The organism is Sporomusa acidovorans (assembly GCF_900101845.1).
In the GTDB taxonomy this organism is placed as follows: Bacteria; Bacillota; Negativicutes; order Sporomusales; family Sporomusaceae; genus Sporomusa; species Sporomusa acidovorans.
Window position 1 is genome coordinate 1 of record NZ_FNAM01000002.1, and the last position, 23,785, is coordinate 23,785.

A 23,785-nucleotide genomic window follows, 5' to 3' on the forward strand; every position below is an offset into this window, starting at 1 on the left:
TATCACTTGTTCTTTATCGGTTATTGGAAAAGAAACTAGACAATCGGTTTACGTGTCAAGAAATAATCAACGGCCTGAAGGAAATGAATTTCTATGAGATTGAGGGCGAAGGTTATATACCAACCTACACAAGAACTGATTTTACAGATGTGCTACATGAAACTTATGGGTTTCGAACAGACTATCAGATCATAAAAAAAACACAGATGAAAAAAATTTTAAACATGACAAAAAAATAAAAAAAATTACTCACTTTTTCAAAAACACAAAAAGCTTGAGAAACCTTGTAAATCAAGGTTTCTCAAGCTTTTTTTAGTCTTCAACTGTCAAAGACAGGATCATAGCATAGCCCGGTAAAAGAAGGCAAGCGTTTTTTTAATCAAAAACACCCTGCAGCGCTGCTTAGATCTGCAAGGTGTCAGCTGCAATAATTGTATCAGTTAGAAGCCCAATTCCTCACCAATAATAATTACTTCTACATCGGCACCAGCCGGTTTTTTATGCATAACGGTCGTGACATTGCAAATTCTGGTTGGTCCCTGGCAGTCCATACATTCACCTGTCGCCGTGCACGGATTAGGCCGGTTGAGACGTTTATTATTAATGGGTGCAGCGAACAGTTCTATCCGGTCCATGGCGGTATCAATGTCGGTAACAATTTTATTGACACCGGTCACCACAATGACTTTCTTGGGCCCAAATATCATGGCCGCTACCCGGTTGCCTGAGCCGTCGACATTGACAAGTTCGCCTTTTAGGGTAAGCGCATTGGTGCTTGTTAAGAACACATCACAAGACATTTGTTTGTGACGCAAGGCAAGCGATTCTTCCGGCGACAGACCCGGTTTATTATGATTAAATACTGTATTTCCGCGCTCCTCCAGAAGAGTGTCAATGCCAATTTCTTTAATTGTCCAGGAACCGCCAATACCTACCGTAGCATCGCCGGGAATAAGGGAAGCCAGTTTGTCTAATGCCTCTTTCCGGGTATTGACATAGCTTGCGGTAAAATTATTTTTCTGCAAGGCTTCAACGACCTTGGCACCGATTGTTTGATTATGCCATGTTTTAAATTCACTCATTATCGTTTTCCTCCCAACTACTCTGTATTAGGAAATCAAGGGCACTTGCCCAACTACACTTTTAAGGACTGGTGATTTCCTTGCTGCCGGGATGTAGCACCATATGTGCACACGCCATTTTGACCATGTCCTCGGCAGCATACTGATTATACACCAGATTGATATGTTTGGCATAGGATAAGCCGTTAAAGCTGCCGTTGGCCTGGACGGTTATGGCCTCATTCAGTTTGTTGGCAAATTCTGAAGTCAGGTTGACTCTTCGCGCCACTTTCACCAAACCGTCGGCAGCCTCGACAAGAACAATTGTTAGTGTGCTTGCATCGTCAATCTCTTCCGGATAAACGCGAACTCCCAGTGGTACAGTATGCCAGGAATAAGGGGCATCGTTCCACTTGCCGGCTCCAAACTTAAACAGCAAAAAAAGAATAGGGCCATCAATATAGAGAGCTAACTCTGCCATACCGTCTTGCATATCCTTGATTTCCCGAGCGTTAACCCCTGCTTTACAGAGCAGAAGGCTATGACCGTCATTGTCGAATCGATAAACCGTCTTTTCCTCCAAATTGACCTGACCCGGTATGTATGGTTGTCCAACCTGACTTGTCTGCATGGCTTGCTCCACCGCTTTTCCACAAAAGTCCCTGTTTTTATTATACCATTATCCGCATAGATAATAAATCCAGTATTTTTGCGGATTTGCAGCTATCGCTTCCGGAAGCGATAGTCCGAAACTCAGAATCGATTTTTTCTGAACCAAGAAACTTTTATGGTCCGCCGGACGCGGCTGTTTGTGGCTACCCATGCGTTTTCCGGAAAAGGTCGTTGGCTGTTGCATATTTTTCAGACTATGGGTATAATATAAGAAAAGGACTGACGTGTCGTTAGCACGCCAGCCTTGCAGATTGTCTAACCGGAAACGGTTGGCCTCGATTAGTTATTTCAAGAATAACCGCAATCCTTAGCCTGGGGCGGTTATTTCTGCTTTATGATCAAAACAACGAGTGTTGTAAATGCAATCATGAGATACATTGCCTCAAACATTGAAATCATCATACCACCCCCTTTCTACAAAGGGAATGGCTAACCGCTCCTCAACAACCTGTTACGTTAATTATAGCATATTTTCCCAGAGCGAACAGAAAAAAATTTGTCGCTGGCTTTTATCAGATCACCATGCCGCCTTCTCAAAACAAGGGCGGCATTTTTATTTTCTTCCGCCGCGCAGTTCGCGGCTCCCTTGCTGCCGGCAGGCCCATTCGCACGGAATACGGCGGTGCGGGTTTGGCCGGTTCTCCCTCCCGTTTGTTCGACGCGAGGGAGGCAAGAGGTGGGTTCCCTAAAACATAACTGGGCCGTCTGGTTGCATAAAAGCAGCGAATTCTTGACGTACGCTGCAGCTATCCCGAATACCTTCCCGATAAACAATTTCAGCCGCTAGTCCGGATTTAAAGTTAGCGGCTGCCTCATACTCCATAACCAGACAAAGCAATTCCGGCTGCTGTGCTTCCAGTTCACGGGCAATTTCCATAAGCTGTGATAGTACAGACTCGACCTCTCTCTCTGCTTTCCTGTATTTGGCATCAGCAACACCGGCTATACTGAGGATATTATCCGCTCTGTCAAAGACGTACTGCTCAAGCGCTTGGTTTAAAATATGGTTTAACACAACAAAGCCCCCTATACTTAGGCTGCGGCATACACGTTAGCGCTGCCGCCAGCTTTTTTTATAGGGGGAAATTAAAAAGCGCATGCGAGGTTTATAACCCTACACATGCGCTTTGCTTCGTCGTCTGCTAAATCCCCAATACCAATAAGCCGGAACATAACCGGCTTCAACAGAAAAGCAGTCAAGAAATATGTAAGCGAACGCTTGCCTTTCCGTTGATGGTTTATTAAGGATAGGCTCATCATCTGCTGCATGAAGTCGCACAGTCTGCTCTTGCCTTGCTCCGGCATCTCCGTTACACACTGCGCCTCGCTTGTGTTCAAACGGGCGGCGTTGTATAATAGAAATGTCGTCGTGGACAGCTTGACTGTTACGTGTAGGTGCTGTTTTCACCTGCGCGTGCCGCGGGAGTGTTACTGCACTTCCGGGTCACGGCGACTTTTTAATTTCCACCTATTTCTAATTATAGCTCATTTCCAGCGAATTGCAAGTAAACGTAAGCCGCGCAGGCGGGATTTTTCCCTGACCGGTTGCATATTTTTATTCCTATGGGTATAATATAAGAAAAGGACTGACGTGCTCTAACACGCCAGCCCTACAGGCTGTCTAACCGGGAAACGGTTAGCCCATATGTTACAAACTATTGAGAAATAGCCGCACACCTTGGGGAGGGGCGGCTATTTCTTTTTGGTCGTGACCAATACCATGAGCGTGGCAAATGCGACAGCAAATGTCAATGCTTCGTAAACAGTCATCGTACCACCCCCTTCCCTTATCAGGAAGGGGCTAACCGTCCCCCGAGCAGCCTGTATACTTAGTATAACATATTTTTCCAAGGGTAAAAAAGAAAATTCTTGTTTCTGGCTTTGTTGTAAAACTGTGTCGCCTTCCAAATGAGGCCCGAGGACGGCTTACGGAAGATGCGGTAGCGGAGCGGGCTCTGGTATCGATTCTGTTAGCCAACGCTACAAATCTGCTTTTCCCACTTCCTAATTCTAAAACTGTTGAATGACGCACCCGAATTATACGCACCATTTCCACATTGGTTAAATATCACAAGCCATTGAGTAAAACCCACCTTCATGATTAATTTTTGCCTCGTCTTTAAATCCGATTTCTCTTATCATCTGAAAGCCGTTAGAATGATAAACTTTTTGTGCGGTTATATTGTCTGCTAAAACAAATAGGCTAAGTTTACGGAAGCCCAGGGATTCAGCTTTGGATTTGGCTAAGGATATAAGTGCAGTACCGATACCTCTACAACGGAATTCTTTATGAACGAACATAGCATTGATTAAAAGACTGTTTTCAATTCCTGAATTATAAAATTCTATAAGTTTCTTCAATCTTTCTCCAGGGATGAATGATCTCATTTCATCATCTATTCGATGGTATACCGAAGGGTATAACTGTATCATACCGATAATATTATGATTATATTCTGCAACAAGAGCACCTTTGTAAGAATTATACCTGGTTTCATCCTCAAGGCCATGGGTTAAAAGCTGGGTAACTGTCATTCCTGGAATAATGCCTTCAAACAAATAATCCAGTAATCCGTCAGAGGCACTATAGATATACTCAGCCATGATTGGACAATCCTTTTTTTGAGCTTCACGGTATTCAATATCCATGGTAAACCACCTTTAACAAGAATAATTGGGGCATGGGTGCTGAACTGAAAATCGCCCCTCCTGTTTTTATAATACTGCTAAAGCACCAATATATTCATTAATTTCCAGATAAAGATAACAAATTTTATTTATTTACAAACCAAGAGTACGAAGTGGCGTTACACGCAGGACATTGCCAGAATATCTAGAATAATTTAATAGTTGAAACAAAATAATGCATCAACATTGCACAATAAAGGTGAATTATATGAAAATAACAGAACCTTTAAACCAAAATAATTTTACAATAAATCCAAGTATTATAACAGATTTGAATATCTGGCAAAAAGTACGGGAATGCAAAAAAGAATTTTTTGAACAAAACATAGACCCGAGAAACTCACCATATATTCCTTTGGAAGTAGCTGAATCTTGGATAAGATCAAAACAATACGGACTCGATCCTTATAAAAAACTCACCGCACAAAAAAATTCTCCTGAAGGCTTAAATCGTATAGCCAAAAACAAAAAATTACTTATGCAGGCAACTATTCCGCTAATAAAAAAATACCTCAGCCTATTGTCCGCTTCGGATTATAGGATGATGCTGACCGATGAAAATGGTACCAACCTATATATAGAAGGAAATGACAATGACATTCTTCCGATACCACCATTTGGGTCACTACTTAATGAAAATGTAATAGGAACTACAGCTCATGGATTATGCTGCATGCTTCGCCGGCCAGTGCAATTTATCGGACCGTACAATTATTGTGTACACTTAGATGACAATCTTGTCTCTTCTACCCCGATTTTTGAAAATGGTGATTTAATCGGCACATTAACTATTTATCAGATATATGCAAATAAAAACATACATAATATGCAAACACATTCTCTAGGCTGGATATCGTCTATGGCAGTTGCAATTGAAAAGCATTTAATGCTTGCAAAAGCAAATGATCAATTAGAAATGAGTAATGGAATTCTTAAAGCCACAGTATCTGTTATTGATGGCGGTTTAATTACCCTTGACAAGGATGGCTTAATTTCTCATATCAATGAAGAGGGATGCAGAATTTTGGATACTGCCAGCGACGAAGTACTTCGTAGTAATTTTAAGCAATATTTTAAAGAAACTCAGCTTATCACCCAGGCCTTAGAGAGTGCGAAAACTATAAATAACCATGAAATAACAGTAACCAATAAAACAATGGAAAAACAATACTTAATGTCTGTTAACCCGATATTAGGTGAAAATGAGGAAAATGTAAACGGGGCTGTCATTCACCTTGCGCACATGGAAAATATCAAAAAGTTAGTGAATGATTGGCGAGGGGCACAAGCAACTTATTCATTCGATAGTATCAAAGGAAAAAACCCGTTATTACTTACAACAATCAAAAAAGCCAGACAATTTGCTAAACTAAATGCCAGCGTATTAATTCAAGGTGAAAGCGGAACAGGCAAAGAACTGTTTGCCCAATCCATTCATAGCACTTTTCGACCGGAAGGTCCTTTTATTTCAATCAATTGTTCAGCAATGCCCAGAGACCTTATAGAAAGTGAATTATTTGGTTATGAAGGCGGTACCTTCACCGGAGCAGAAAAAAAAGGCCGTCCTGGCCTGATTGAACTAGCGCACGGAGGGACTCTTTTTTTAGACGAAATTGGCGATATGCCTCTGGAAATTCAGCCTGTCCTATTACGCGTCTTGGAAGAAAAAAAAGTGCGACGGATAGGCGGAAAAAAATATATTCCTGTCGATTTTCGGGTAATCGCCGCCAGTAATAAAAATTTGCATTCTATGGTTGCGGATAAAACTTTTAGGCAGGACCTTTATTATCGGTTAGCAGTTTTCAAACTCGAAATACCACCGTTACGGAAAAGAAAAGAAGATATTATTGACCTTGCCCAATATTTTATTAATAATATCAGCAGAAAAATTGGCTGCTCTGTTCCAGATTTAAGTAATGAGGTTCAAAATCAATTGCTGGAATATCAGTGGCCGGGGAATATTCGTCAGCTTGAAAACGCAATGGTTTATGCAGTTAGTGTAGCTCAGAATGGAATCATAAAGGTGTTCGATTTACCTGAGGATATAATAAATTTGGGGAATAATTTTGATATTTCAATGAACAGCCATGTTTTTACGAATAGCCCTTTTATGACGCTGCAAGAACTGGAAATCGCGACAATAAGAAATACTATGAATCACGTGAATAATAATATTGCAGATGCCGCGAAGCTCCTGGGATTGGGTAAGTCAACTATGTATAAAAAGCTTAAACAATATGATATTCCTTATTAAAAATATAGGAATACTATTGCATAAAAAACGAGTCCATTTAAATGAACTCGTTTTTTATGGTAAAGCTACTGTTCTTGCTTTTAAACTCTAAAGTTCTTATCCCACAATTAATATCACATACTAAGATTGTGGCTGGTTTCCCTTTCATATTTTTTCTTAGTAAGAAAATGCAATATAATTGTAGCAAGTAGGCCGATCATGACAGCTACTGCCAAGGGAGTAAGCGCTGCACCCCAGTCCCCGCCTGACCGTTCTACGAAAATGCCAACAACAAATGTACTAAACATACCGCCGAGGTTTGACCCCAATGAAATAATCCCCATAGTCGCTGCTATAGTTTCCATTCGAGCAGATGCTTCCGGCGCCATTGTAAATACAACAGGCGGAATCAATTGAGATGCCATTCCGATTATGAACATTAAAGGTACAATATATTCAAGCGAAGTAATTTTAAATTGAACATAGAAAAAGAAACCTGTAATTGCCATACAAACAATCATCACAATGCTATGGAATTTATTCGGCACTTGGTTTAAAAGAAATCCAATGATTATCCCACCAACCATCATGCCTGTAGTTGCAATACTGGTATAAGAGTTTGCCGTTGCCATGTCAATACCAAACTTTTGAACTAAGAAAGTGGGATAGAACCCCGTAAAAGCCCCGTTTCCAAAAGAGAATACCACAAAGATAATAGCCAGCATCCATGCCGCTGGTGCTTTAAACCCTTCTAGAAGAGAAACCTTTTCTGCGGAACTGTCAGAAATATTAGTTGAACCCCTTCTCCCGGCCACTTCCGGCAATTTAATAACTGTAGCAAATAAGAATCCAGACACAATTAACAAAATTGTGACAAACCACCATACACCTCTCCAGCCATACCCGGGAACGATAAAATTTGTTGCATTAAATACAATTAACATACCAATCGAGACCCAGAGAGTCCATATAGCCATTGGTAACCCGCGCTTTTCCGCGGGAAACCATGCAGCGATAATTGCTGGCACAACCAGTGGTATCAACCCGAATCCTAAGCCTTCAATAAGCCTGCTGATAAGTAACACCGTAACATTCGGAGCAAATGCTCCAATTATATTGCCGAACAAAGCCAAAACAATTGTAATCAGGCCTAGTTTTTTAGGTCCGATTTTTTGCATAATGGCTCCCCCTGGCAAAGCCAAAACAATACTAGAAATAGCAACCATTGACATTAATAACCCTGTTACTGTCAACCCTACATTCAAGTCTTTCATAATCACCACCATGGTTGGCGGTACCTTGAACAGAACCATTGCAAATACTACACCGGTTAGAATCGCAATAATTGCCATCATCCATGCTTTATTCATGGAAGTTTTCCTCCTTTTCAGTTTTCTTCTCAGAAAGCTAACTATTAATAACAAACATTATTTTTCTTTAATTCAGTCCCACACTTTTTGCATTTCACCGATTTAGGCAAATTTACTGTTCCGCAAGCTTCACATTTAATTGGTTTTTCTACTTTTGGTGGTCTAAAACACATTTTTTCTCCTCCGACAATATAATAAATTTTTTCTATCCACTGAAGTTATTAAAGAAAATATCCTTTTGGGTTTGGAAGCATAAGTGAATTTAGCATTCTGAATATTTCCGGTAGAACCTCTCTTATTTTCCATTAGCGGCTGCAACCAAGGCTTTAACGTTTTCTACTTTAGCGTTAGCAGGCATATAACAAGCCTGAGCCAGAATGAAGCCGGCGGGGCCGATTTCATTAATTAATTTGGTGCTGTAATTATACACTTCATCAGGTGTACCAAGTGTAAGTAGAGCTGCTGGCACATCACCAAATACACACATATGATCGCCTAGTACTTCTTTCACTTTGAAAATATCTGTAGCATGATCCGATCCCCAAATACATTTAGCTTTTGGCAGCTCGCGGAATTTTGCCAAGTCACGCTCCCAATTTCCGTCAAGATGAAGATAAGCAATCGAACCTTCCTCAACAACAGTCTCAACGATCCTTTTTAGATATGGCCAAACAAACGTATTCCACATTTTCGGAGAGACAAGTTCACCGGCACTGCGAGGAGCACCAACAAAGACAGAAAACGGCTTCGCTGCACGAATTTGCTGCCGTAAATTCTGCAAAATATCAACCATGGCGGCATCCGCAGCTGCTATTACTTTGTCTTTATGTCTAAAAATGTCTTTAGTAAAATTGGTCAAACCGCGGCCGAAACAGAAATAGTCATAAGGTGGTGTGGCTGTAGCCGAACAAAATGGCAATATCCCGGCATTGACAAATTTCATTTCGAATTTTTTGAAATCGGACTTAAAAAAATGTTGAAAGTCTCCCCATGCTTTAGGAATCCGGTTTTGTAAAAAATTATTAAAGAAATAATTCCAGCCTTTATTGATAATCGTATCATAGTCCTCAAGCGTCATTGCCGCAACTTCGTCAACCTGCCATAAATCATTAACCCCCAGCTCACGTCCGGGTAATTTCACGTTGCACAGGAAGGCCGGGCCTACAACATGAGCTGTAATAACAGTAAGCATAGTCCCATCTACATCGCCTAAATCCTGCATGGATTGCAGCATAAGTTCGTTGGATCTGTCTAAATCATTGACTAGATCAGCTATCGTTACTCCCATATGTTGCGCACAAAATGCATCAATTCCTAGTACAACAGGTACTCTGTCCGGTTTCTCGAGTGCTACGGCTGTAGAAAGCCTGTTTATGTGCTCGTTAAGCAAATCTTGGGCTGGTTTCATTATAGAACAACTCCTTTGTAACATTAAATTTTTCTTAAAGCTAAAACCTGCCGATATCGGTTGCAATCTGATAGGCAACAGATGTTGCTTCATAAATATTTTTTGGTGTCACACAGTCACCCAGTTGATAAAATTCTGGAGCGCAGCCCGCCAAAGCGTCGGCCTCTTCCCTTAGCGGCTTTTGCCCAATGGCATAAATTACGGTATCTGCCGTAATGGTTCTAATCCCGTCAGAATCTTCAATGATCAAACCTGTAGCCGTGATTTCAACTGCTTTAGTAGAAACATAAATCAGCATATTAGGCAGTTTTTTCAATTGCTCCATCAATGCAACCCCATGAACAAGTGGATGTCCGAGACTCATGTCCATAATACCGCTCATGCGGCCGGACGTGCCGTTGGCCGCAGGTGGAGTAGCAATTGTGCCAGTGGCCATTTCCACAATTGTGATTCTATGCCCTGTCTGGGCAAGAAATATACCAAGCTCAAGGCCAACAAGCCCACCACCCATAATAACAGCGTTGTTACCGGCAATTTCCGGATGATAATAAACTTCTTCTGCCCCGGCAACATTCTCTCCAGCAATTCCCTTTATGGAAGGAACCATCGGCCGGGCTCCCAAAGCTGCAATAATCACATCCGGCTGGAAAGAGCGGGCAACCTCCGGGGTAACCTCTGTGTTTAGATGAACTTCAATCGGAGCGCGAGCTACCTTTGCAACCTGATGTTTTAGATAAATGGCGAGATTCGATTTAAAAGGTACTTTTTCTTCACATAACAATGCTCCGCCCAATTTGTCTGTTTTTTCGCAAAGAATCACTTTATGTCCGCGCTTGGCAGCAGTAAGTGCTGCTTGCATTCCACCAACACCGCCGCCGGCAACAAGGACTGTCTTTTTATGGCGTGGCGGCATTTCCGTCATGCTGGCCTGTTCACGGCCGATTTCCGGATTGACGGCACAATAGAAAACACCGCCAACCGTACTGTTGGAAAAGCAGTTAAAGCAGCGCAGACAGGGATTAATTTCGGTTTCAAGACCGATACGTGCTTTAATCGGCAGATCGGGGTCGGCTAGGCTCTGCCGGCCCAGAGCAACTATGTCAGCTTGGCCGGATGCAATAATTTCTTCCATCATTTCAGGATTTGTCAGTGCACCGACTGTGGCAACAGGAGTTTTTATATATTTTTTTATTTCTGCGGCATATTTCACATTGCAGCCGTCAGGCAAGAACATTGGCGGATGTGTAACCATTGCGGCGGCATCAATCTCATGATGCCCGACAGAAACATGGATAAGATCAACCTTGCTATCCAAAGCCTGCGCAATTTTGACGCCTTCATCAATTTCATACCCGTCAGGCAGACATTCGGTACCACTCATCCGAAACTCGATGGGCACAGTATTGCCGATTCTTTTGCGAATAGCTTCGATTACAGTTAAGGGAAACCGCATACGATTTTCAATTGATCCGCCCCATTTATCTCTGCGTTTATTATCACGCGGCGAAATAAACTGGGCTATCTGCCAGCCATGACCACCGTGAAGGGTGATCATACCAAAACCGCACTGCCGGGCGAATGCGGCTGCATCAGAATACGCCATAATCAAGTCTTCAATTTGTTCGTCATTCATCGCCTGGATTTCAACACCATCCGGACGCATGCCATCAACTAGGCCATAAACGAATCCGTTATTATCAGGCATAAGATCAAGATTCGCGTTTTGACCGGCATGGACAAGCTCTATCGCCGCTACAGCCCCGTGGCGCTTGATAGCAGTACTGGTACGGGTAAGATTGGCTTTGCCTAAAATATCGTTACCTCGCATCTGAAACAGATGGCTGCGCCCTGTTTTATAGTCAACCATCATGTCACCGACACAAACGGAAGCAAAACCACCCACGGCTTTTCTTTCATAAAAATAGGTTGCTTCTTCTGTAAGGAATCTGTCGTCAGTTAATCCGGGGTAGTCTTGCGGGGATGCAAAAATCCTGTTACGGAACAACACTTTGCCTAATTGAATGGGCTCGTAAAGATGCTTGTATTTTAATTCGTTCATCATAGCGCCGCCTTATTATAGAGTCTGTGAATATCATATCTTGAAGATACCAAATTTTACTTTTGCATAGGGATATCGCCAATGTTTAAACTATCCTGCAATTCTATGGTATTTTTCACTACTGTCTGATACCCTGCAGCCTCAACCTTTAATGTATAGGTACCAGGATTCAGCTTGCGAAACCAAAAATCACCAAAGTCGTCACTTTCTGCTTCCATTTTGACTCCACTTGTATTGGTGAGTGTCAACTTCGCTCCTTCAATGATCTCATCGCTGGCTTGATCCCATACTTCGCCCGCGATGAATAGCTTAGGCAAATTTAGGTAATACGTGCGTGGCCGCGTACCAAGCTCCGGTCTCATGACCTCCGCTTTTGCAATATCTCCCGCAAATTCCTCTTCTTCTCCGAAACGTAGCGCGCCGGTAGCGCATAAATCTACACAATGTGGCAGTTGACCTTCATCTACAAGGTGGGCACAACCTGTACATTTTTGAGCAATATTCAAAAATTCGTTCCAATAGACAACACCGTAGGGACAAGCTTCTACGAGTTCTTTTTTCCCCTCGGCTTTTACGGGATCTAAAATTACAAGCCCGTCTTCTCTCTGATAAAACGCGTCACTCTTTTTGACACAGGCAGGATCGGCACAATGCATACAAGAATAGGGAGTATACTCTAAATTGACTTTTGGCACTTGGCCGTGAGTTTTTTCAATTAACTTCATCCAGAAATGTCCCGTATCAGGTTGTGGTTTAGCGTAGGGCATCCAGTCGTTGTCCACGTGTTCGTCCTTGCAGGCAAGCTGGCAGCCGTAGCAACCGTTGCATTTTGCGACATCAACAACAAACACTTTCATCTGTTTTCCTCCTCATAGTTTGACACGGTTTTCGATGCTGACGCCGATACCTTTGTCGTATTTACGATTGAAGGCTTCGGGATATTTTTTTGCCAGTTCAAATACGTCTGTTTTTTCAATGCCCACAAGAAAGCCGCTTGTCACTTCACCGGCAGCATTTCGGGAAGTCGTGGCAGTGGGACAAATCAAATTGTTAGCACCAGCCCTGTCACTGACACCATCTTCAATGGGATCAAGTCTTGATCCATGGTCCTGCAGAACAACACCAGGCATGATCCGTTCACTAACATAAGCCCCCCCCAGAGTCCAACCACGATCATTGTAAACCTTCACAATATCACCATGCACAATACCTAATTTTTGGGCATCCTTGGGATTAATCCAAACAGGTTCATACTGATAGCCATCTGGTCCAAGCATCTTGCAGGTTTCGATTTCACGGAACCACGAGATATCGTCCATGTTGGCATGAACGCGCCATCTTGGATGATTAGAAACAATCAGGTATGGATATTTTTCGCTGCGAGGGTGAAGACGACTTTCCTGATGACTTTCACCAAAGGGTATGAATTTCGGATAAGGACCGCGTTCCACGTCATCAGGAAAATTAGCCGCCAATTCTTCAGAATAAATCTCCAGTTTTCCTGTCGGCGTATTAAGTGCATTTTCTTCCGGATTTTTATAAAAATTTTCAAAACCGCGAGAATCATTTTCCCAGCCTTCAGCAGTTGGCGATAAATAATAGCCCTTTTCCTTAAACTCTTCAAAGCTAATTAGATCCTGAAAATGAGAATTTTCGAAACCAAAACGAATCCACTCTTCTTCCGTTTTACCTTCTACATAAGCATCGTAAACACCCAGTTTTTTGGCGACTTCGCCAACCGCCTCCCAATCGCTCTTAGATTCGCCTAAGGGCCTGACCGCCTGTTCTTCATAATAGAGAGTACAATAGTTACCGTTAACACTATCCACGCCAATATCATTTTCTTCGTATTTAGTGTTGACCGGCAATATAAGATCAGCATAAAGGCAATCGTTTTCCAGCCACGGATGCTGTACAATTATGGTTTCAATCTTATCGCTGTGAAGTGCGTCAATCATTGAGTTACCACCATTCCAACAAGTCGTCCAACAGGGCGTATCTGACCAGATCATATGTAATTCTTGCGCGCCGGGAATCGGATACTGATATTCGATAAATTGATCCCAGCGAGGCCAGCCGGCTAATGTAAATCCATGCCACTTGAGCGGATTTTCGGCAGTATACTCACCGAGAATTGCCTTAGGGATTAAGGTCTTAGGAATAAAAGAAGCAGGTTGAACAAAGTTGTAGCCGCGATAGGCAGCGTCAAGGCTGGGAATGACTTCGGAACGTGGTGCCGGTTGCTGAGAATCCATACCATAGAAATTCCATTCGATAAACTTAACGATGTTGCGTCCAGGAGCTCCTAATCCCTGCATAGCCATCAGGCAAACTTCCAGGCGAGCAGGTTCGTGGGAATAAGTTGAACGAACAAGCGATCCGCCATTGCAGTGTGCAATGGAAGCTGTTTGTTTTGCCCATTTGCGCGCTAAAGCTTTGATGGTACGGGAGGGAACACCACAAATTGGTTCCGCCCATTTCGGTGTCTTGGGAGTCTTGTCATCATCTTCACCCAAAATATACTTTTTCAGATATTCAAAGCCAACAGAATGAGTCTTCATATACTCCTTATCCCAGGTGTCTTCCGTAAGCCAGGTATACATAATAGCAAGGTGGAGCGCTGCATCCGTGTTCGGGTATACGGGGATCCACTTGTCATTATGGGCGGCACAACCATAATTGACGTCAGGACAAATATATACCTGCTTCACGCCAATCTCGGTAAGCCAGTTACAGTAATTACTGGGCAGTTGCCCGCCCCAGCCCCAAGGTGTCGTTTCCATGTCGCAGCCCCAGAACACTAACATATCGGTATTTTCGGCAATATCTAACAGTAGGTTGCCCATATCTGCCTGGCCGACAGGGTCCTGACCCCAGACATGTTTGGCCCCCCAGTACCATCCTTCCCAGCTATCAGGTTGACGGGCCTGCATGGTATAGCCGCCAAGAACATCAAAAAGACGGGTATTACAGCCATGCGCGGCATGGACAACTTTTGTTTCGCCATGGCCGTCGCATTGCAAAAGAACAGATTCCAAACCATATTTTTCTTTAACTCGGTTTATTTCGGCAGCAATAATATCTGTAGCCTCATCCCAACTAATGCGCACAAATTTACTTTTACCACGATTCTGAGGGTTTCTCTCACCGTTAGGATCCCAGTCTTCCCTTTTTAAGGGGTAGAGGATACGATTAGGAGAAGTAATTCTTTTCTTATAGCCAATAGCGAAAGGCGAAATCAGCGACTTATTGCTGGCGCTAAACTCACGGCCACGGGCTTTGATTGTCCACGGCCGAAATTGTTCCATATCATACTTTTTGTCGTATCGCGCAGGGCGAGTACGCAAAATCTTGCCGTCCTTTACATCAACCTCGGCAAGGTTAGCGCCAACGCCAAAGGAGCATAGACCGGTTCCTTTATATACAGTTTTTACATCCTTATTTGTCATTAAATTCCCTCCCCTTCAGTGCTTTTCTCATCTGCTGAAGCATTTTCCGTTAAATCGGTTTTACATTTTGTGCACACTTTCATAGTTCCTGCACATAATGCCCCGCATTTAGGGCATTTTTTAGGAGCTTTTACAGCTGTGTCCTTCGTTTGCTGATATGGCAAAACAAACTCTTTTTTAGGCATTTGCATTCACCTCCCCATCGCGGACACTCTTGTTATTGAAGCCTGCAGTTTGAACCATGTGAAACATTACTGACATCCAACATGACATCCTATTTTTGGCATTTTATTTGCAACATAAACATTTTCAATCGACTGGTTTAATCTTTGCAAATATGTACCAGTATGCTTAATGTCAATACTTTATTCATCTGCTTCGCTGCATCTATAAGTATTTGCAAAATTCGTGCCAATCCAATAGATAATTACTAAACAGGCGTCTTCTTTGCTATTTCTCAACATATCTACATTGAAATACAACCGATTGAATCTCTTACTTGTCTACGTCAGAGAACTTTTCTACATTCTAGAATACTTCACCAGACAATCCTCTTTTTTTGAAATAGTTTTGCCTGTTTGAAACTGACGATGTGCTAAGAAGAATAAGTAAAAAAATAATAAAGCTCAACTAATCGGCATTGAAGGAAACCATAAAAACCGCAATAAACAGCTATAAAATAAGAAAAAATCACTACAGAGCTATAACTCCATAGTGATATAACAATCAGTACTTGTGACAAACACAGTTGCTAAACAAATAATTAACCGCCGCCTTAACTCCTGCAAGCGGTCAAGCATAACATTTGCTCTCAGCCGTGTTACCAACTTCACTATTGTGTCTCTCCCGGTTTGCTTTCTGTTGACTTACCCTCAACATTGATGACATTAGATGACTCACCTGATACTGCCTGTCTTAACTCACGCAGGCCTTTGCCTAATGCCTTACCAGCCTCAGGCAATTTACCCGGCCCGAATACAATTAGGGCAATGACTAAGATGACACCTAATTCCGGCAAATTGAAATTGAGCATATTTCATCCTACCTTTCTTGTTTTAACAAAAACCTCAATTCTTGACCCCGCATCCCAACAAACGTGCCATACGCTGTTCTGGCGGCTCGAGCAAGCTATCAATATCTTTTTGTTTCTTGACAATGAGTACGTGCGGTGTTGGGGCAAGCATTGTTTCTAGGGCAACGTTTGTAATGATTTCGATACTTTCACAACAGCAAACATCTTGGCATAAACCACACTGTGTGCACCGCGATATATCCAAGGAAATGCTCCAGCAGCCATCCTGCTTGCGAATAAACATAGCTTCAGTCGGACAAGCGTTTACACAGGCTCCACAACCATTGCAGCGATCAGTAATGTTGATATCTCCCCAAAGGCTGCTTGAAAAATTTGCAGGGTTCGCCGAGTTTTTAATTTGTCTTAGAGAGTTAACAAGCGAAGACCACTTATCCGGCAAATACTTGGACTCTTCCAGCGGATTTTGCAGTACGCTACTGCTTTCCATCTGTTTGTCAGCAGCATCGGCGATAAATTCCGAAAGCACCTGGGTAAACAGGTTCGTACTTCTTCTCTTAAAAGCGGTGAGAAAGACACGGCGTGACATCCCATTCGTCTCGCCTTCCGTAATAGGCAGTGGTTTGATTTTCGCCGGAACCTTCTCGGCAAGCACAATCACGTTAGGATACTGCCAACATTCCAGCAACCGGCTTGCCGTGTCAGCCATTGTCTGAACCAGACCGCAAAGCTTGTTTTGCGAGCAACCTGCACAGGAGGCATTGAGGATGGACACGTTGGTTGCGCCCCGTAGAACCGCACCGACAAGAATGGCTTCATCACACCGTGCGATACATTGTACGGCGATGGCGCGCTGACGTTCGGAAGGATGAAGTTTGAGATAAGACTCACAAGCGAAAGCGACCGCTCCCGAATGTTCCACATGCAAGGCGACAAGTGACCGTAACTCTTGGTGAGAAGGCAGCTTAGCAGCGAGGGCGCCGCTGGGGCAAACCGCAGTGCAAGCACCGCAGCCGGTGCATTTTTCGGCGAGTAAGGTAATGCTCTCTGAGCACGCAATGGCCCCATTGGGGCAGACGGAGAAACAGCGTTGGCAAGAGCTATGCAGATGTTGTCTGCGTAGGCACCGCTTTTCCTGTATGACGATCCCCCGCTTGTCAAGCTTGGCGCAAGCCTTTGTAAATTGTTCGAGTTTAGACAACATGCAGGCATTCACCTCCAAGGAAATCGAATCGCCTGAACCGGACAGTTATCTGCGCATTCTCTACACTTGGTGCAGTCGCTGATACCTCCTGTTCCACGACCGTCCTTAAGATCAACATCAAAGCAACAAGCACTGCGGCATCGCTGACATCGGGTATCTTGACTTTCTTCCAGACAGAGGGAACGGTCCACGGTAGGCACAAGACTGCGGTTGAACCGGCTAAAGAAGCTAAGCAAAGCGCCGACGGGACATAATTTGCTACACCATTCTTTTAAGAGCACAAGTTCAATAACAACTATCGCGGGAAATACAATGAGATCCATTGTCGGCTCGTTGAAATGAACAAGGCGGATCAAAGCAAATAAAGTCGCAAAGACAAGTCCAATCGGACAAATCAAACAGAATACGGGAAAACCGCAAATGGCGGAAGACCCCAAAGTTACACCAAGAACAATGAGCCCTGATGAAGAATTTTTCTTAGCATCAGAATTTTCTTGAGAACATGCCGTCTTTACTGCCTCATCTTCCTTAAGAACAGGCTGTGTTGGACCATCATGGGAGCTACTATTCGTAGTGGTCTTTTTGACTTCATCAATTTTGTTGACTAATAATTTGCGCACTAGTGGAATAGGACAGATCCAGCCGCAAAAGACACGCCCCAGTAGAACGGTCAGTCCGGCGATCACGAAAAAAGGAATAAGCAGGCGCGGCATTACATCCCGGCCGGCAAGTGCTGTTTCCAAGTAGCCCAAAGGACAAATCATAGAAATATTGTCCACTCCGAAAGCAGAAAGTGACCCTGTACCGGCATTTTTGACCGCACCAATCACGATCGTGATCACTATGACCGCCATTGTTGTCAATCTAAGCGTCCTTGTTCTATTCCTATTCATAGGCCTCCATCCCTTCCTGCCGCAATGGGTGTAACGACGATACCACGAACATTGCCACCAATGTATGACCTCATCACCAGCGCGGGACACACTTTCTCGCAAATGCCACAACCGTTGCACTTATGGGGATCAACCAGCGGGCGCCCCTGTCCGTCAAGCGCGATCGCGTGATAAGGACAGGCGTTCAGGCACACCGTACAACCGCCGAAATCCCATGCCATGCAAATGTCTTTCTTCACTGTTGCCAAGCCAATTCTCACAATTTTACTGTCAAAAGGTTTCAACGCCTGAGTGGGGCAGACCTCAACACATTTATGGCAAAAGTTGCAATACCCAAGATGAAACTTCATCACCGGCGTACGCGCATCCATGATGCTATCCGATAAATTCGCCAGACCAATTACAGAAGTTGGGCAGACACTTCTACAACGGTCACATCTAAGACATCTCGAGATAAATGATGTCTCATCCTGTCCCCCAGGAGGACGAAGCAGAGGCTTATGCGGCAAGATCTTTGATACTTCTCCAAGCCCGAGAAGTAAGGCCAACGCTCCTCCGGTTATTTTTAAAAAGGTGCGCCGCGAGGCCATTTATGCACCAACCTCCACGGCGGTTCCCTCGATTAGTTCTTCCAGGATGCTACGCTCCAAATGCAAATACCCATTGGTAATTTTCGCAACAGCTTGATAAAATTCGGTCTCGGCATACTCCTTGGTGTCGGCACAAAACGCAGGAACCCAGTTTAGCAAATGTTGTACAAGAAAGCCCATCTGTTCCTTAAGGCAGACCGAGACTGCCAGCCAGTCCCGCTTAACTAAAGCTTGTTGTGTCTCATGGCATAGGTGCGCCATGAATTCAAGTTCGAGGGCGATATGATCTTCCGGAAAATCAAGTGTTTCCAGCTTGGCCAAGCCTTTTGCGCGGTAGGCGGCCACCACTTGATCACGCGCATCTTGCATGATCAGTCTCTTCGGGCTTGTATAAACCGACTCATACGGATAGGCCGCTTCATTACCGGCTATTCCCGCGCCAAGAAATACTCTTGCGTAGTCTACGGCCAGATCGGTCAAAGGATCACTTCCAAGATGCGTACAATACACCTCAAGCATCCGGTAGCCTTCGGCAAGTTCGTCTTCGCCATCCCCGGCTGGAAAACACATGCCTTCCATCTGGTCCAACAATGTTTGGTCGACTTCAATCTTGTAGAGCCGCCCCAAAAAGCGGTACAAATTTTCCCGGTTTTCCATAATCGCTAAGTACTCTACTATTTTTTCCACTTTTTTCCCTCACTGTTTTCATTACAGTTGGGAAGAGATTCAAAATCTCTCCCCAACTTTTATCATTTTAAGAAAGGACTTGGCTTGTGCCAAGTCCTTAGGACGCCGGTAAAAGCCGCCTATGTCCTTTATGGGTATAGTCGTTCTTATGAGTTATAAATTCCGCTAGGCTAAAAAAATTGCTTAACACTGCTGCCGAGTAAGAACATCAAGGCTCGAAAGGCAACACCAGCTGCCAGAACAGACGCCAAACCAAGTTTGAGCGAGAACCCCTCACTATTTTTTGTATAAAACTTCGTCATCAACGCTGCAGGAACCAGTAACCCAAGCAGCACTAATCCGCCCCAGAAGAGGAGTGCCAGATTGCCTGCCAAAACCCTCGCGACCGATCGGGTCACATCGGGATAAGGGGCTATGGCTATGTGTATCAAATACGCAACAAGCATCACCGCTTGCATGGCAAGTACGATCCATGTCGCACATCGTATCATGCTTGTCGTTGCTGCTGTTTCCGTTGTTGCTGCCGATTCCGCCGTTGTCACGGTTGTCGTCGTCAGGCTGTAGTTTACTGTACGCACAACTAGCACGCCGATACAAAAGCAGCCCATAACAGCTGCCGAGGTCAAATAAAGTGTCGGCAGAATCCACGTGTTCCAGGCGGGTATGGCCGCCATCACATAGGCATCGCCATTAACAAAAGTAAGTCCGACCGCCAGTACCGCACCAACGGTTCCGATAATTTTGCAAGTCACATCAGAAGCGTTTCTCCTGAGTGCCAAAATATAAACGATAATGGCCAGACCTAACAGGAAGCTCATCGTTGACTCCATGAAGATTCCGGAGGTTGGATGCCCCAGAGCACCAAACATCCGCTCCGGATGGCCTAAATGCAGGATACTTGACATGCCGCCGACGCCTATGGACACAATCGCAATGCCCGCACTGATTGTTCTAATTTGCTTTGCCCTGCCGTACCATTCGGTCAGAATAACAGAGCCAACAAATGTCCCGCAACCAAGTCCAATAAACAATGTAAAGAACACTAATGGCCATTGAATACTCATGTGATCACTCCTTCCAGGTAGCCGTTTTACTATGCAGTATATACCGGGCAGACGGATGATTGCCCACATCCGGCAGGACATGCACATTTTCGCTGCCGGCTTTTTGGATGACTTGGGAAACATCACTGTTGGGATCGTCGATGTCGCCCACAAACCGGCACTTACCCGGACAATTTTTAACACAAGCCGGCTGCTCGCCAATGGCCTGTAACTGAGTACACAGTGTGCATTTTTCAACAACCTTCGTCTCTTCGTTGAAGGTGCGAACTCCATACGGGCAAGCCATCATACAATACCGGCAGCCGATACACTTTTCTTTATCGATGAGGACAACTCCATCCTCATTCTTATAGGACGCCCCGGTTGGACAGGCTTTAACGCACGGAGCATCCTTACATTCCTGACACATCGCCGGCAAAAAATACATTTCTACGTTTGGATACGTACCTGTCGGCCCTACTGTCAGAACTTTATTCCACGTACAACCAAGGATCACGCCGTTTTCCTGCTTGCACGCCACCTCACAGGATTTGCAGCCGATACAGCGGTCTAAGTCAACTACCATAGTTCTTTGTGACATAATTACACCTCAACCTCCTTGGTGGGATCGGATGGTTCAGGCAACCATTTTTTGAACTCCTCCGGTTTAAGCCAAACCCCTTGCGGTGGACCATCAGTCCTGGATATCTTTACGAGATAGCCCCGCAGGGTGTAGGTGCCGAATACATCATTGAACGGCGCATCATTTTTCGATAAAACATTGACATTCATTTCCCGCCAGCCATGCGTATCATTATCTAGTGTTTCGGGATTCCAAAAACGCTCCATATAGACGACTCCCGGATTAATTCCCTCTGTCACCCAGGCTTTTGCCTTGATTTTGCCGCGCTGCGATTCCACATTCACCCAATCACCTTGAGAAACACCGTATTTAGCTGCAGCCTGCGGGTGAATCCAGATTTCAGGTACAGGATAAATTTCTCTTAACCAGGGGATGTTTCTCAAAGTCCCATGATGGAAGAACGGAATTCTACCATTAGTCATGACAAGCGGAAATTCTTTGGCCAGTTCACTGCCTTCAAGCGGACTTTCGTGAGGTTCCAGGTAATACGGCAGCGGATCGTAATCCTTTGAGGCTGGCGGTAAGGGATACGGGCTGTACGGCTTCCCAGTCTTCCCAAGGGTGATAAAGCCTTCCGCATAAGCTTCACATTTCTTGGATGGTGTGTTAAAACCCGTCGGCTTACCGGTGTGTGAGTCAATCTGCTTATAAACGTAATAACGTTTCCATTTGTCGTAGGGGGCGAATTCGATCGGCGCCTTCTCGGCAAACTCACGCCATGTCATCTTTAGCGGCGCCACAGTTCCATTCAGACACTCTTCCATTGTATCCCAATACGGACTCTCCGGTGCTGTCGCTTTAGGATCGAACGCTTTTTGGCAATTTTCGTGACCAAGCTCGCCACACCGCTTAGCGAGTTTGGACCAGAACAGGGTCTCGTTCATCGTTTCCCAAAGATGCGTAACCGCCTTTCTGGCAAACAGCATGTTGGCCGACAGGACGGCAAGATCTGTTTCCAACCACTCGGTGGCTGGAAGCAAAATATCGGCATACGCTGAGAACGACGTGGGGTACATATACATATGAACAATGAAGTCCAGTTGCTCAATTGCTTTCAACCAGGAAGAACTATTGCCAAGTGTGACGAACTTGTTACCTGACCGTTCGATCCATACTCGTGGCTTGTAAGGGTTACCGGTAAGAATTGCGTCAAGGACTGCCGAAGGTTGAGCGGCCCACCACTGGAGAAGGCCCTTGTGTTCCATACTTCCCAGACGTTTTTTCAGTTGTTCCTCAGGCAGGAACATGCGAAGATCTGAAGGATCCGGACTTATCGGACTGTATATGAACCTTTGAAGCAGCGCACCAGGCTTCTCCACATTGCCCATGATCAGATTGAGCAGCGCCCCACCCATGGCCGCTTGGGCGGAGTTGGGATTCTGGTCAGTTGCTACGCCGAGACTGAGGCCGCCAGGTGTATTATTGGCATAGATATTGATAGCTTCTTCGATTTTATTTGCATCAAGCCAACAGATCTCGGCCGCCTTCTCAAGGGTAAAAGGCTCGGCCCTTTCCTTAAGAAGCTGGAAAGCAGTCTTGCATTCCACCCCATTTACAGTGAAGGTGCCTTCGAGAGCCGGTGCGAGACTGTCGTTCCAAGGATAGGCCACAGGTTGTGCCGAATTCGTGTTTACATCCCATACCATAAAGGTGTCCGGTGTTGCCGGAGTATGACTTTCACTGGCACGCAGCAGCATCTTTGTTTTGAGGTCTACAAGATACGGAAGATTCGTCCATTTCATGACAAATTCCGCGTCATAGAGTTTCTTGTCGAGAATGTATTTGATCCAGGCAAGCATGAGCGCTACATCCGTACCTGGCCTGATTGGCAGCCAAACGTCCGCTTTGGCGGCATCTGGTGTTAAGCGTGGATCGATGACAACTGTTTTTATGCCCCTTGCCCGCAGTTCGGCAACGGCTCTGCCTCCTCCCGGAGGCGTGCTGTAGGCGGGGGCTGTCCCCCAAAGTACCAGGGATTTCATAGGAGTATCATCAGGAAAGTACATCTCAAGACAATTGGAATCAGCAATACTGGTATCGCTGCCCTGGCTTGCACCACCTAAGCCATAAGCACCATACATCAACCCAAATGCTACGGTCCTTGGAAGATAGCATTGTGCACAACCTGGTTCAAACCAGTTAGGCGTACCGAATACGTTGCAGAACCTGGAAATACTCGGAAATGCCGGGTTGCCGCCACCGCCTGTGGAGCAAAAGACAGTTTCCGCTCCATACTTTTCCCGAGTCTCCATGAGTTTCTTGGCGATCGTATCAATCGCCTCATTCCATGAGATGCGCTTCCATTTGTTTTCACCGCGCTTACCAACTCGAATCATCGGATATTTATTGCGATTCGGATGATATAGAGCCTGTATGCCGGAAAGTCCTTTGGCGCACATTGCTCCCTTACTCATGGGGTACTCGGGATTGCCTTCAAGCTTAACTACACGGCCATTCCTGACATGCGCAAGAACTCCACAATTGGAAATACACGCTCTGCAGTTTGTCTTGACAATCTTTGTATCAGTTGGCGTTACACCCTCCGCAGATTTAACTTGCGCAAACCCAGTATTACGCAAACTGCCAAGTGCTGCCGCAATACCGGTTATAGCAGTCGCTTTTAGAAACTGCCTTCTATTAAGTACTGGTCCTTTCATCTTTTCTCTCCTCTACCATTGATAATTAAACAGGCAATTTTTCTTGCACATATGCTGATTACTCACCTCTTTTCTAATTTGATGAATTCGGTTTCATG

General features: G+C 44.6%; 20 protein-coding genes and 1 pseudogene. 2 read left to right on the top strand and 19 right to left on the bottom strand.

What is annotated here, in order from left to right; genetic code table 11:
* Positions 1–239: pseudogene (locus BLR65_RS30345) on the top strand (IS1634 family transposase); the annotation flags it as partial.
* Positions 240–440: 201 nt separating this feature from the next.
* Here the strand turns inward: BLR65_RS30345 and BLR65_RS02220 are convergent.
* The 4 genes from BLR65_RS02220 to BLR65_RS02240 all read right to left on the bottom strand — a co-directional run bounded on the left by BLR65_RS02220 (position 441) and on the right by BLR65_RS02240 (position 4,382).
* A complete protein-coding gene (locus tag BLR65_RS02220) occupies positions 441–1,082 on the bottom strand; it encodes a lactate utilization protein (RefSeq protein WP_093792056.1) in 642 nt (213 codons plus the stop codon).
* A gap of 61 nt (positions 1,083–1,143) precedes the next feature.
* Positions 1,144–1,692 carry a hypothetical protein gene (locus BLR65_RS02225; protein WP_093792058.1) on the bottom strand — a complete coding sequence of 183 codons (549 nt, stop codon included), beginning with the start codon at positions 1,690–1,692 and terminating at the stop codon, positions 1,144–1,146.
* 726 nt (positions 1,693–2,418) lie between these two features.
* Complete coding sequence (locus BLR65_RS02230) at positions 2,419–2,748, bottom strand: hypothetical protein (RefSeq protein WP_093792060.1); 330 nt, start codon at positions 2,746–2,748, stop codon at positions 2,419–2,421.
* A 1,046-nt stretch (positions 2,749–3,794) separates the two neighbouring features.
* Entirely contained in the window at positions 3,795–4,382 is a 588-nt protein-coding gene (locus BLR65_RS02240; RefSeq protein ID WP_093792062.1) for a GNAT family N-acetyltransferase, read from the bottom strand.
* Positions 4,383–4,629: 247 nt separating this feature from the next.
* On the opposite strand from BLR65_RS02240, the gene BLR65_RS02245 reads away from it, so the two are divergent.
* On the top strand, positions 4,630–6,675 hold the full coding sequence (locus tag BLR65_RS02245; RefSeq protein WP_093792064.1) for a sigma-54 interaction domain-containing protein: 2,046 nt from the start codon (positions 4,630–4,632) through the stop codon (positions 6,673–6,675).
* A 113-nt stretch (positions 6,676–6,788) separates the two neighbouring features.
* Here the strand turns inward: BLR65_RS02245 and BLR65_RS02250 are convergent, their stop codons facing one another.
* The 15 genes from BLR65_RS02250 to BLR65_RS02315 form a co-directional block, all read right to left on the bottom strand.
* On the bottom strand, positions 6,789–8,024 hold the full coding sequence (locus tag BLR65_RS02250; RefSeq protein ID WP_093792066.1) for an MFS transporter: 1,236 nt from the start codon (positions 8,022–8,024) through the stop codon (positions 6,789–6,791).
* A 295-nt stretch (positions 8,025–8,319) separates the two neighbouring features.
* A complete protein-coding gene (locus BLR65_RS02255; RefSeq protein WP_093792068.1) occupies positions 8,320–9,432 on the bottom strand; it encodes a uroporphyrinogen decarboxylase family protein in 1,113 nt (370 codons plus the stop codon).
* Between the two features lie 40 nt (positions 9,433–9,472).
* Complete coding sequence (locus BLR65_RS02260; RefSeq protein WP_093792070.1) at positions 9,473–11,494, bottom strand: oxidoreductase; 2,022 nt, start codon at positions 11,492–11,494, stop codon at positions 9,473–9,475.
* Positions 11,495–11,547: 53 nt separating this feature from the next.
* Entirely contained in the window at positions 11,548–12,348 is an 801-nt protein-coding gene (locus BLR65_RS02265; RefSeq protein WP_093792072.1) for a 4Fe-4S dicluster domain-containing protein, read from the bottom strand.
* 12 nt (positions 12,349–12,360) lie between these two features.
* Positions 12,361–14,940, bottom strand: coding sequence for a molybdopterin-dependent oxidoreductase (locus BLR65_RS02270; RefSeq protein WP_093792073.1), 2,580 nt, complete (start codon positions 14,938–14,940; stop codon positions 12,361–12,363).
* Entirely contained in the window at positions 14,940–15,125 is a 186-nt protein-coding gene (locus tag BLR65_RS02275; RefSeq protein ID WP_143122471.1) for a hypothetical protein, read from the bottom strand. Before BLR65_RS02275 ends, BLR65_RS02270 begins: the two co-directional genes overlap by 1 nt.
* Before the next feature lie 516 nt (positions 15,126–15,641).
* Positions 15,642–15,773: a hypothetical protein gene (locus tag BLR65_RS31285; RefSeq protein WP_281241477.1), complete on the bottom strand. Its 132-nt coding sequence runs from the start codon at positions 15,771–15,773 to the stop codon at positions 15,642–15,644.
* Positions 15,773–15,973 carry a Sec-independent protein translocase subunit TatA/TatB gene (locus BLR65_RS02280; RefSeq protein ID WP_093792077.1) on the bottom strand — a complete coding sequence of 67 codons (201 nt, stop codon included), beginning with the start codon at positions 15,971–15,973 and terminating at the stop codon, positions 15,773–15,775. Before BLR65_RS02280 ends, BLR65_RS31285 begins: the two co-directional genes overlap by 1 nt.
* A 34-nt stretch (positions 15,974–16,007) precedes the next feature.
* On the bottom strand, positions 16,008–17,174 hold the full coding sequence (locus BLR65_RS02285) for a 4Fe-4S binding protein (protein ID WP_093792079.1): 1,167 nt from the start codon (positions 17,172–17,174) through the stop codon (positions 16,008–16,010).
* Between the two features lie 8 nt (positions 17,175–17,182).
* On the bottom strand, positions 17,183–18,067 hold the full coding sequence (locus BLR65_RS02290) for a 4Fe-4S binding protein (protein ID WP_093792081.1): 885 nt from the start codon (positions 18,065–18,067) through the stop codon (positions 17,183–17,185).
* Entirely contained in the window at positions 18,064–18,657 is a 594-nt protein-coding gene (locus BLR65_RS02295; RefSeq protein WP_093792083.1) for a 4Fe-4S dicluster domain-containing protein, read from the bottom strand. The genes BLR65_RS02290 and BLR65_RS02295 overlap by 4 nt, the downstream gene beginning before the upstream one ends.
* The gene (locus BLR65_RS02300; protein ID WP_211285111.1) at positions 18,658–19,344 is read right to left on the bottom strand and encodes a TorD/DmsD family molecular chaperone; all 687 of its coding nucleotides are present in this window, start codon (positions 19,342–19,344) and stop codon (positions 18,658–18,660) included.
* A 170-nt stretch (positions 19,345–19,514) separates the two neighbouring features.
* Complete coding sequence (locus tag BLR65_RS02305; RefSeq protein ID WP_169716819.1) at positions 19,515–20,408, bottom strand: DmsC/YnfH family molybdoenzyme membrane anchor subunit; 894 nt, start codon at positions 20,406–20,408, stop codon at positions 19,515–19,517.
* Positions 20,409–20,412: 4 nt separating this feature from the next.
* On the bottom strand, positions 20,413–20,988 hold the full coding sequence (locus BLR65_RS02310; RefSeq protein ID WP_093792087.1) for a 4Fe-4S dicluster domain-containing protein: 576 nt from the start codon (positions 20,986–20,988) through the stop codon (positions 20,413–20,415).
* A gap of 2 nt (positions 20,989–20,990) precedes the next feature.
* Entirely contained in the window at positions 20,991–23,687 is a 2,697-nt protein-coding gene (locus BLR65_RS02315) for a molybdopterin-containing oxidoreductase family protein (protein WP_093792089.1), read from the bottom strand.
* Positions 23,688–23,785 lie beyond the last annotated feature (98 nt).

Excerpts from the sequence above, each read along its gene's own strand:
- BLR65_RS02315 (WP_093792089.1), bottom strand. The coding sequence starts at position 23,687 with ATGAAAGGACCAGTACTTAATAGAAGGCAGTTTCTAAAAGCGACTGCT.
- BLR65_RS02250 (WP_093792066.1), bottom strand. The coding sequence starts at position 8,024 with ATGAATAAAGCATGGATGATGGCAATTATTGCGATTCTAACCGGTGTA.
- BLR65_RS02280 (WP_093792077.1), bottom strand. The coding sequence starts at position 15,973 with ATGCTCAATTTCAATTTGCCGGAATTAGGTGTCATCTTAGTCATTGCC.
- BLR65_RS02290 (WP_093792081.1), bottom strand. The coding sequence starts at position 18,067 with ATGAATAGGAATAGAACAAGGACGCTTAGATTGACAACAATGGCGGTC.
- BLR65_RS02285 (WP_093792079.1), bottom strand. The coding sequence starts at position 17,174 with ATGTTGTCTAAACTCGAACAATTTACAAAGGCTTGCGCCAAGCTTGAC.
- BLR65_RS02310 (WP_093792087.1), bottom strand. The coding sequence starts at position 20,988 with ATGTCACAAAGAACTATGGTAGTTGACTTAGACCGCTGTATCGGCTGC.
- BLR65_RS02295 (WP_093792083.1), bottom strand. The coding sequence starts at position 18,657 with ATGGCCTCGCGGCGCACCTTTTTAAAAATAACCGGAGGAGCGTTGGCC.
- BLR65_RS02255 (WP_093792068.1), bottom strand. The coding sequence starts at position 9,432 with ATGAAACCAGCCCAAGATTTGCTTAACGAGCACATAAACAGGCTTTCT.
- BLR65_RS02305 (WP_169716819.1), bottom strand. The coding sequence starts at position 20,408 with ATGAGTATTCAATGGCCATTAGTGTTCTTTACATTGTTTATTGGACTT.
- BLR65_RS02270 (WP_093792073.1), bottom strand. The coding sequence starts at position 14,940 with ATGACAAATAAGGATGTAAAAACTGTATATAAAGGAACCGGTCTATGC.
- BLR65_RS02275 (WP_143122471.1), bottom strand. The coding sequence starts at position 15,125 with ATGCCTAAAAAAGAGTTTGTTTTGCCATATCAGCAAACGAAGGACACA.
- BLR65_RS02245 (WP_093792064.1), top strand. The coding sequence starts at position 4,630 with ATGAAAATAACAGAACCTTTAAACCAAAATAATTTTACAATAAATCCA.
- BLR65_RS02260 (WP_093792070.1), bottom strand. The coding sequence starts at position 11,494 with ATGATGAACGAATTAAAATACAAGCATCTTTACGAGCCCATTCAATTA.
- BLR65_RS02265 (WP_093792072.1), bottom strand. The coding sequence starts at position 12,348 with ATGAAAGTGTTTGTTGTTGATGTCGCAAAATGCAACGGTTGCTACGGC.
- BLR65_RS02220 (WP_093792056.1), bottom strand. The coding sequence starts at position 1,082 with ATGAGTGAATTTAAAACATGGCATAATCAAACAATCGGTGCCAAGGTC.
- BLR65_RS02240 (WP_093792062.1), bottom strand. The coding sequence starts at position 4,382 with ATGGATATTGAATACCGTGAAGCTCAAAAAAAGGATTGTCCAATCATG.
- BLR65_RS02225 (WP_093792058.1), bottom strand. The coding sequence starts at position 1,692 with ATGCAGACAAGTCAGGTTGGACAACCATACATACCGGGTCAGGTCAAT.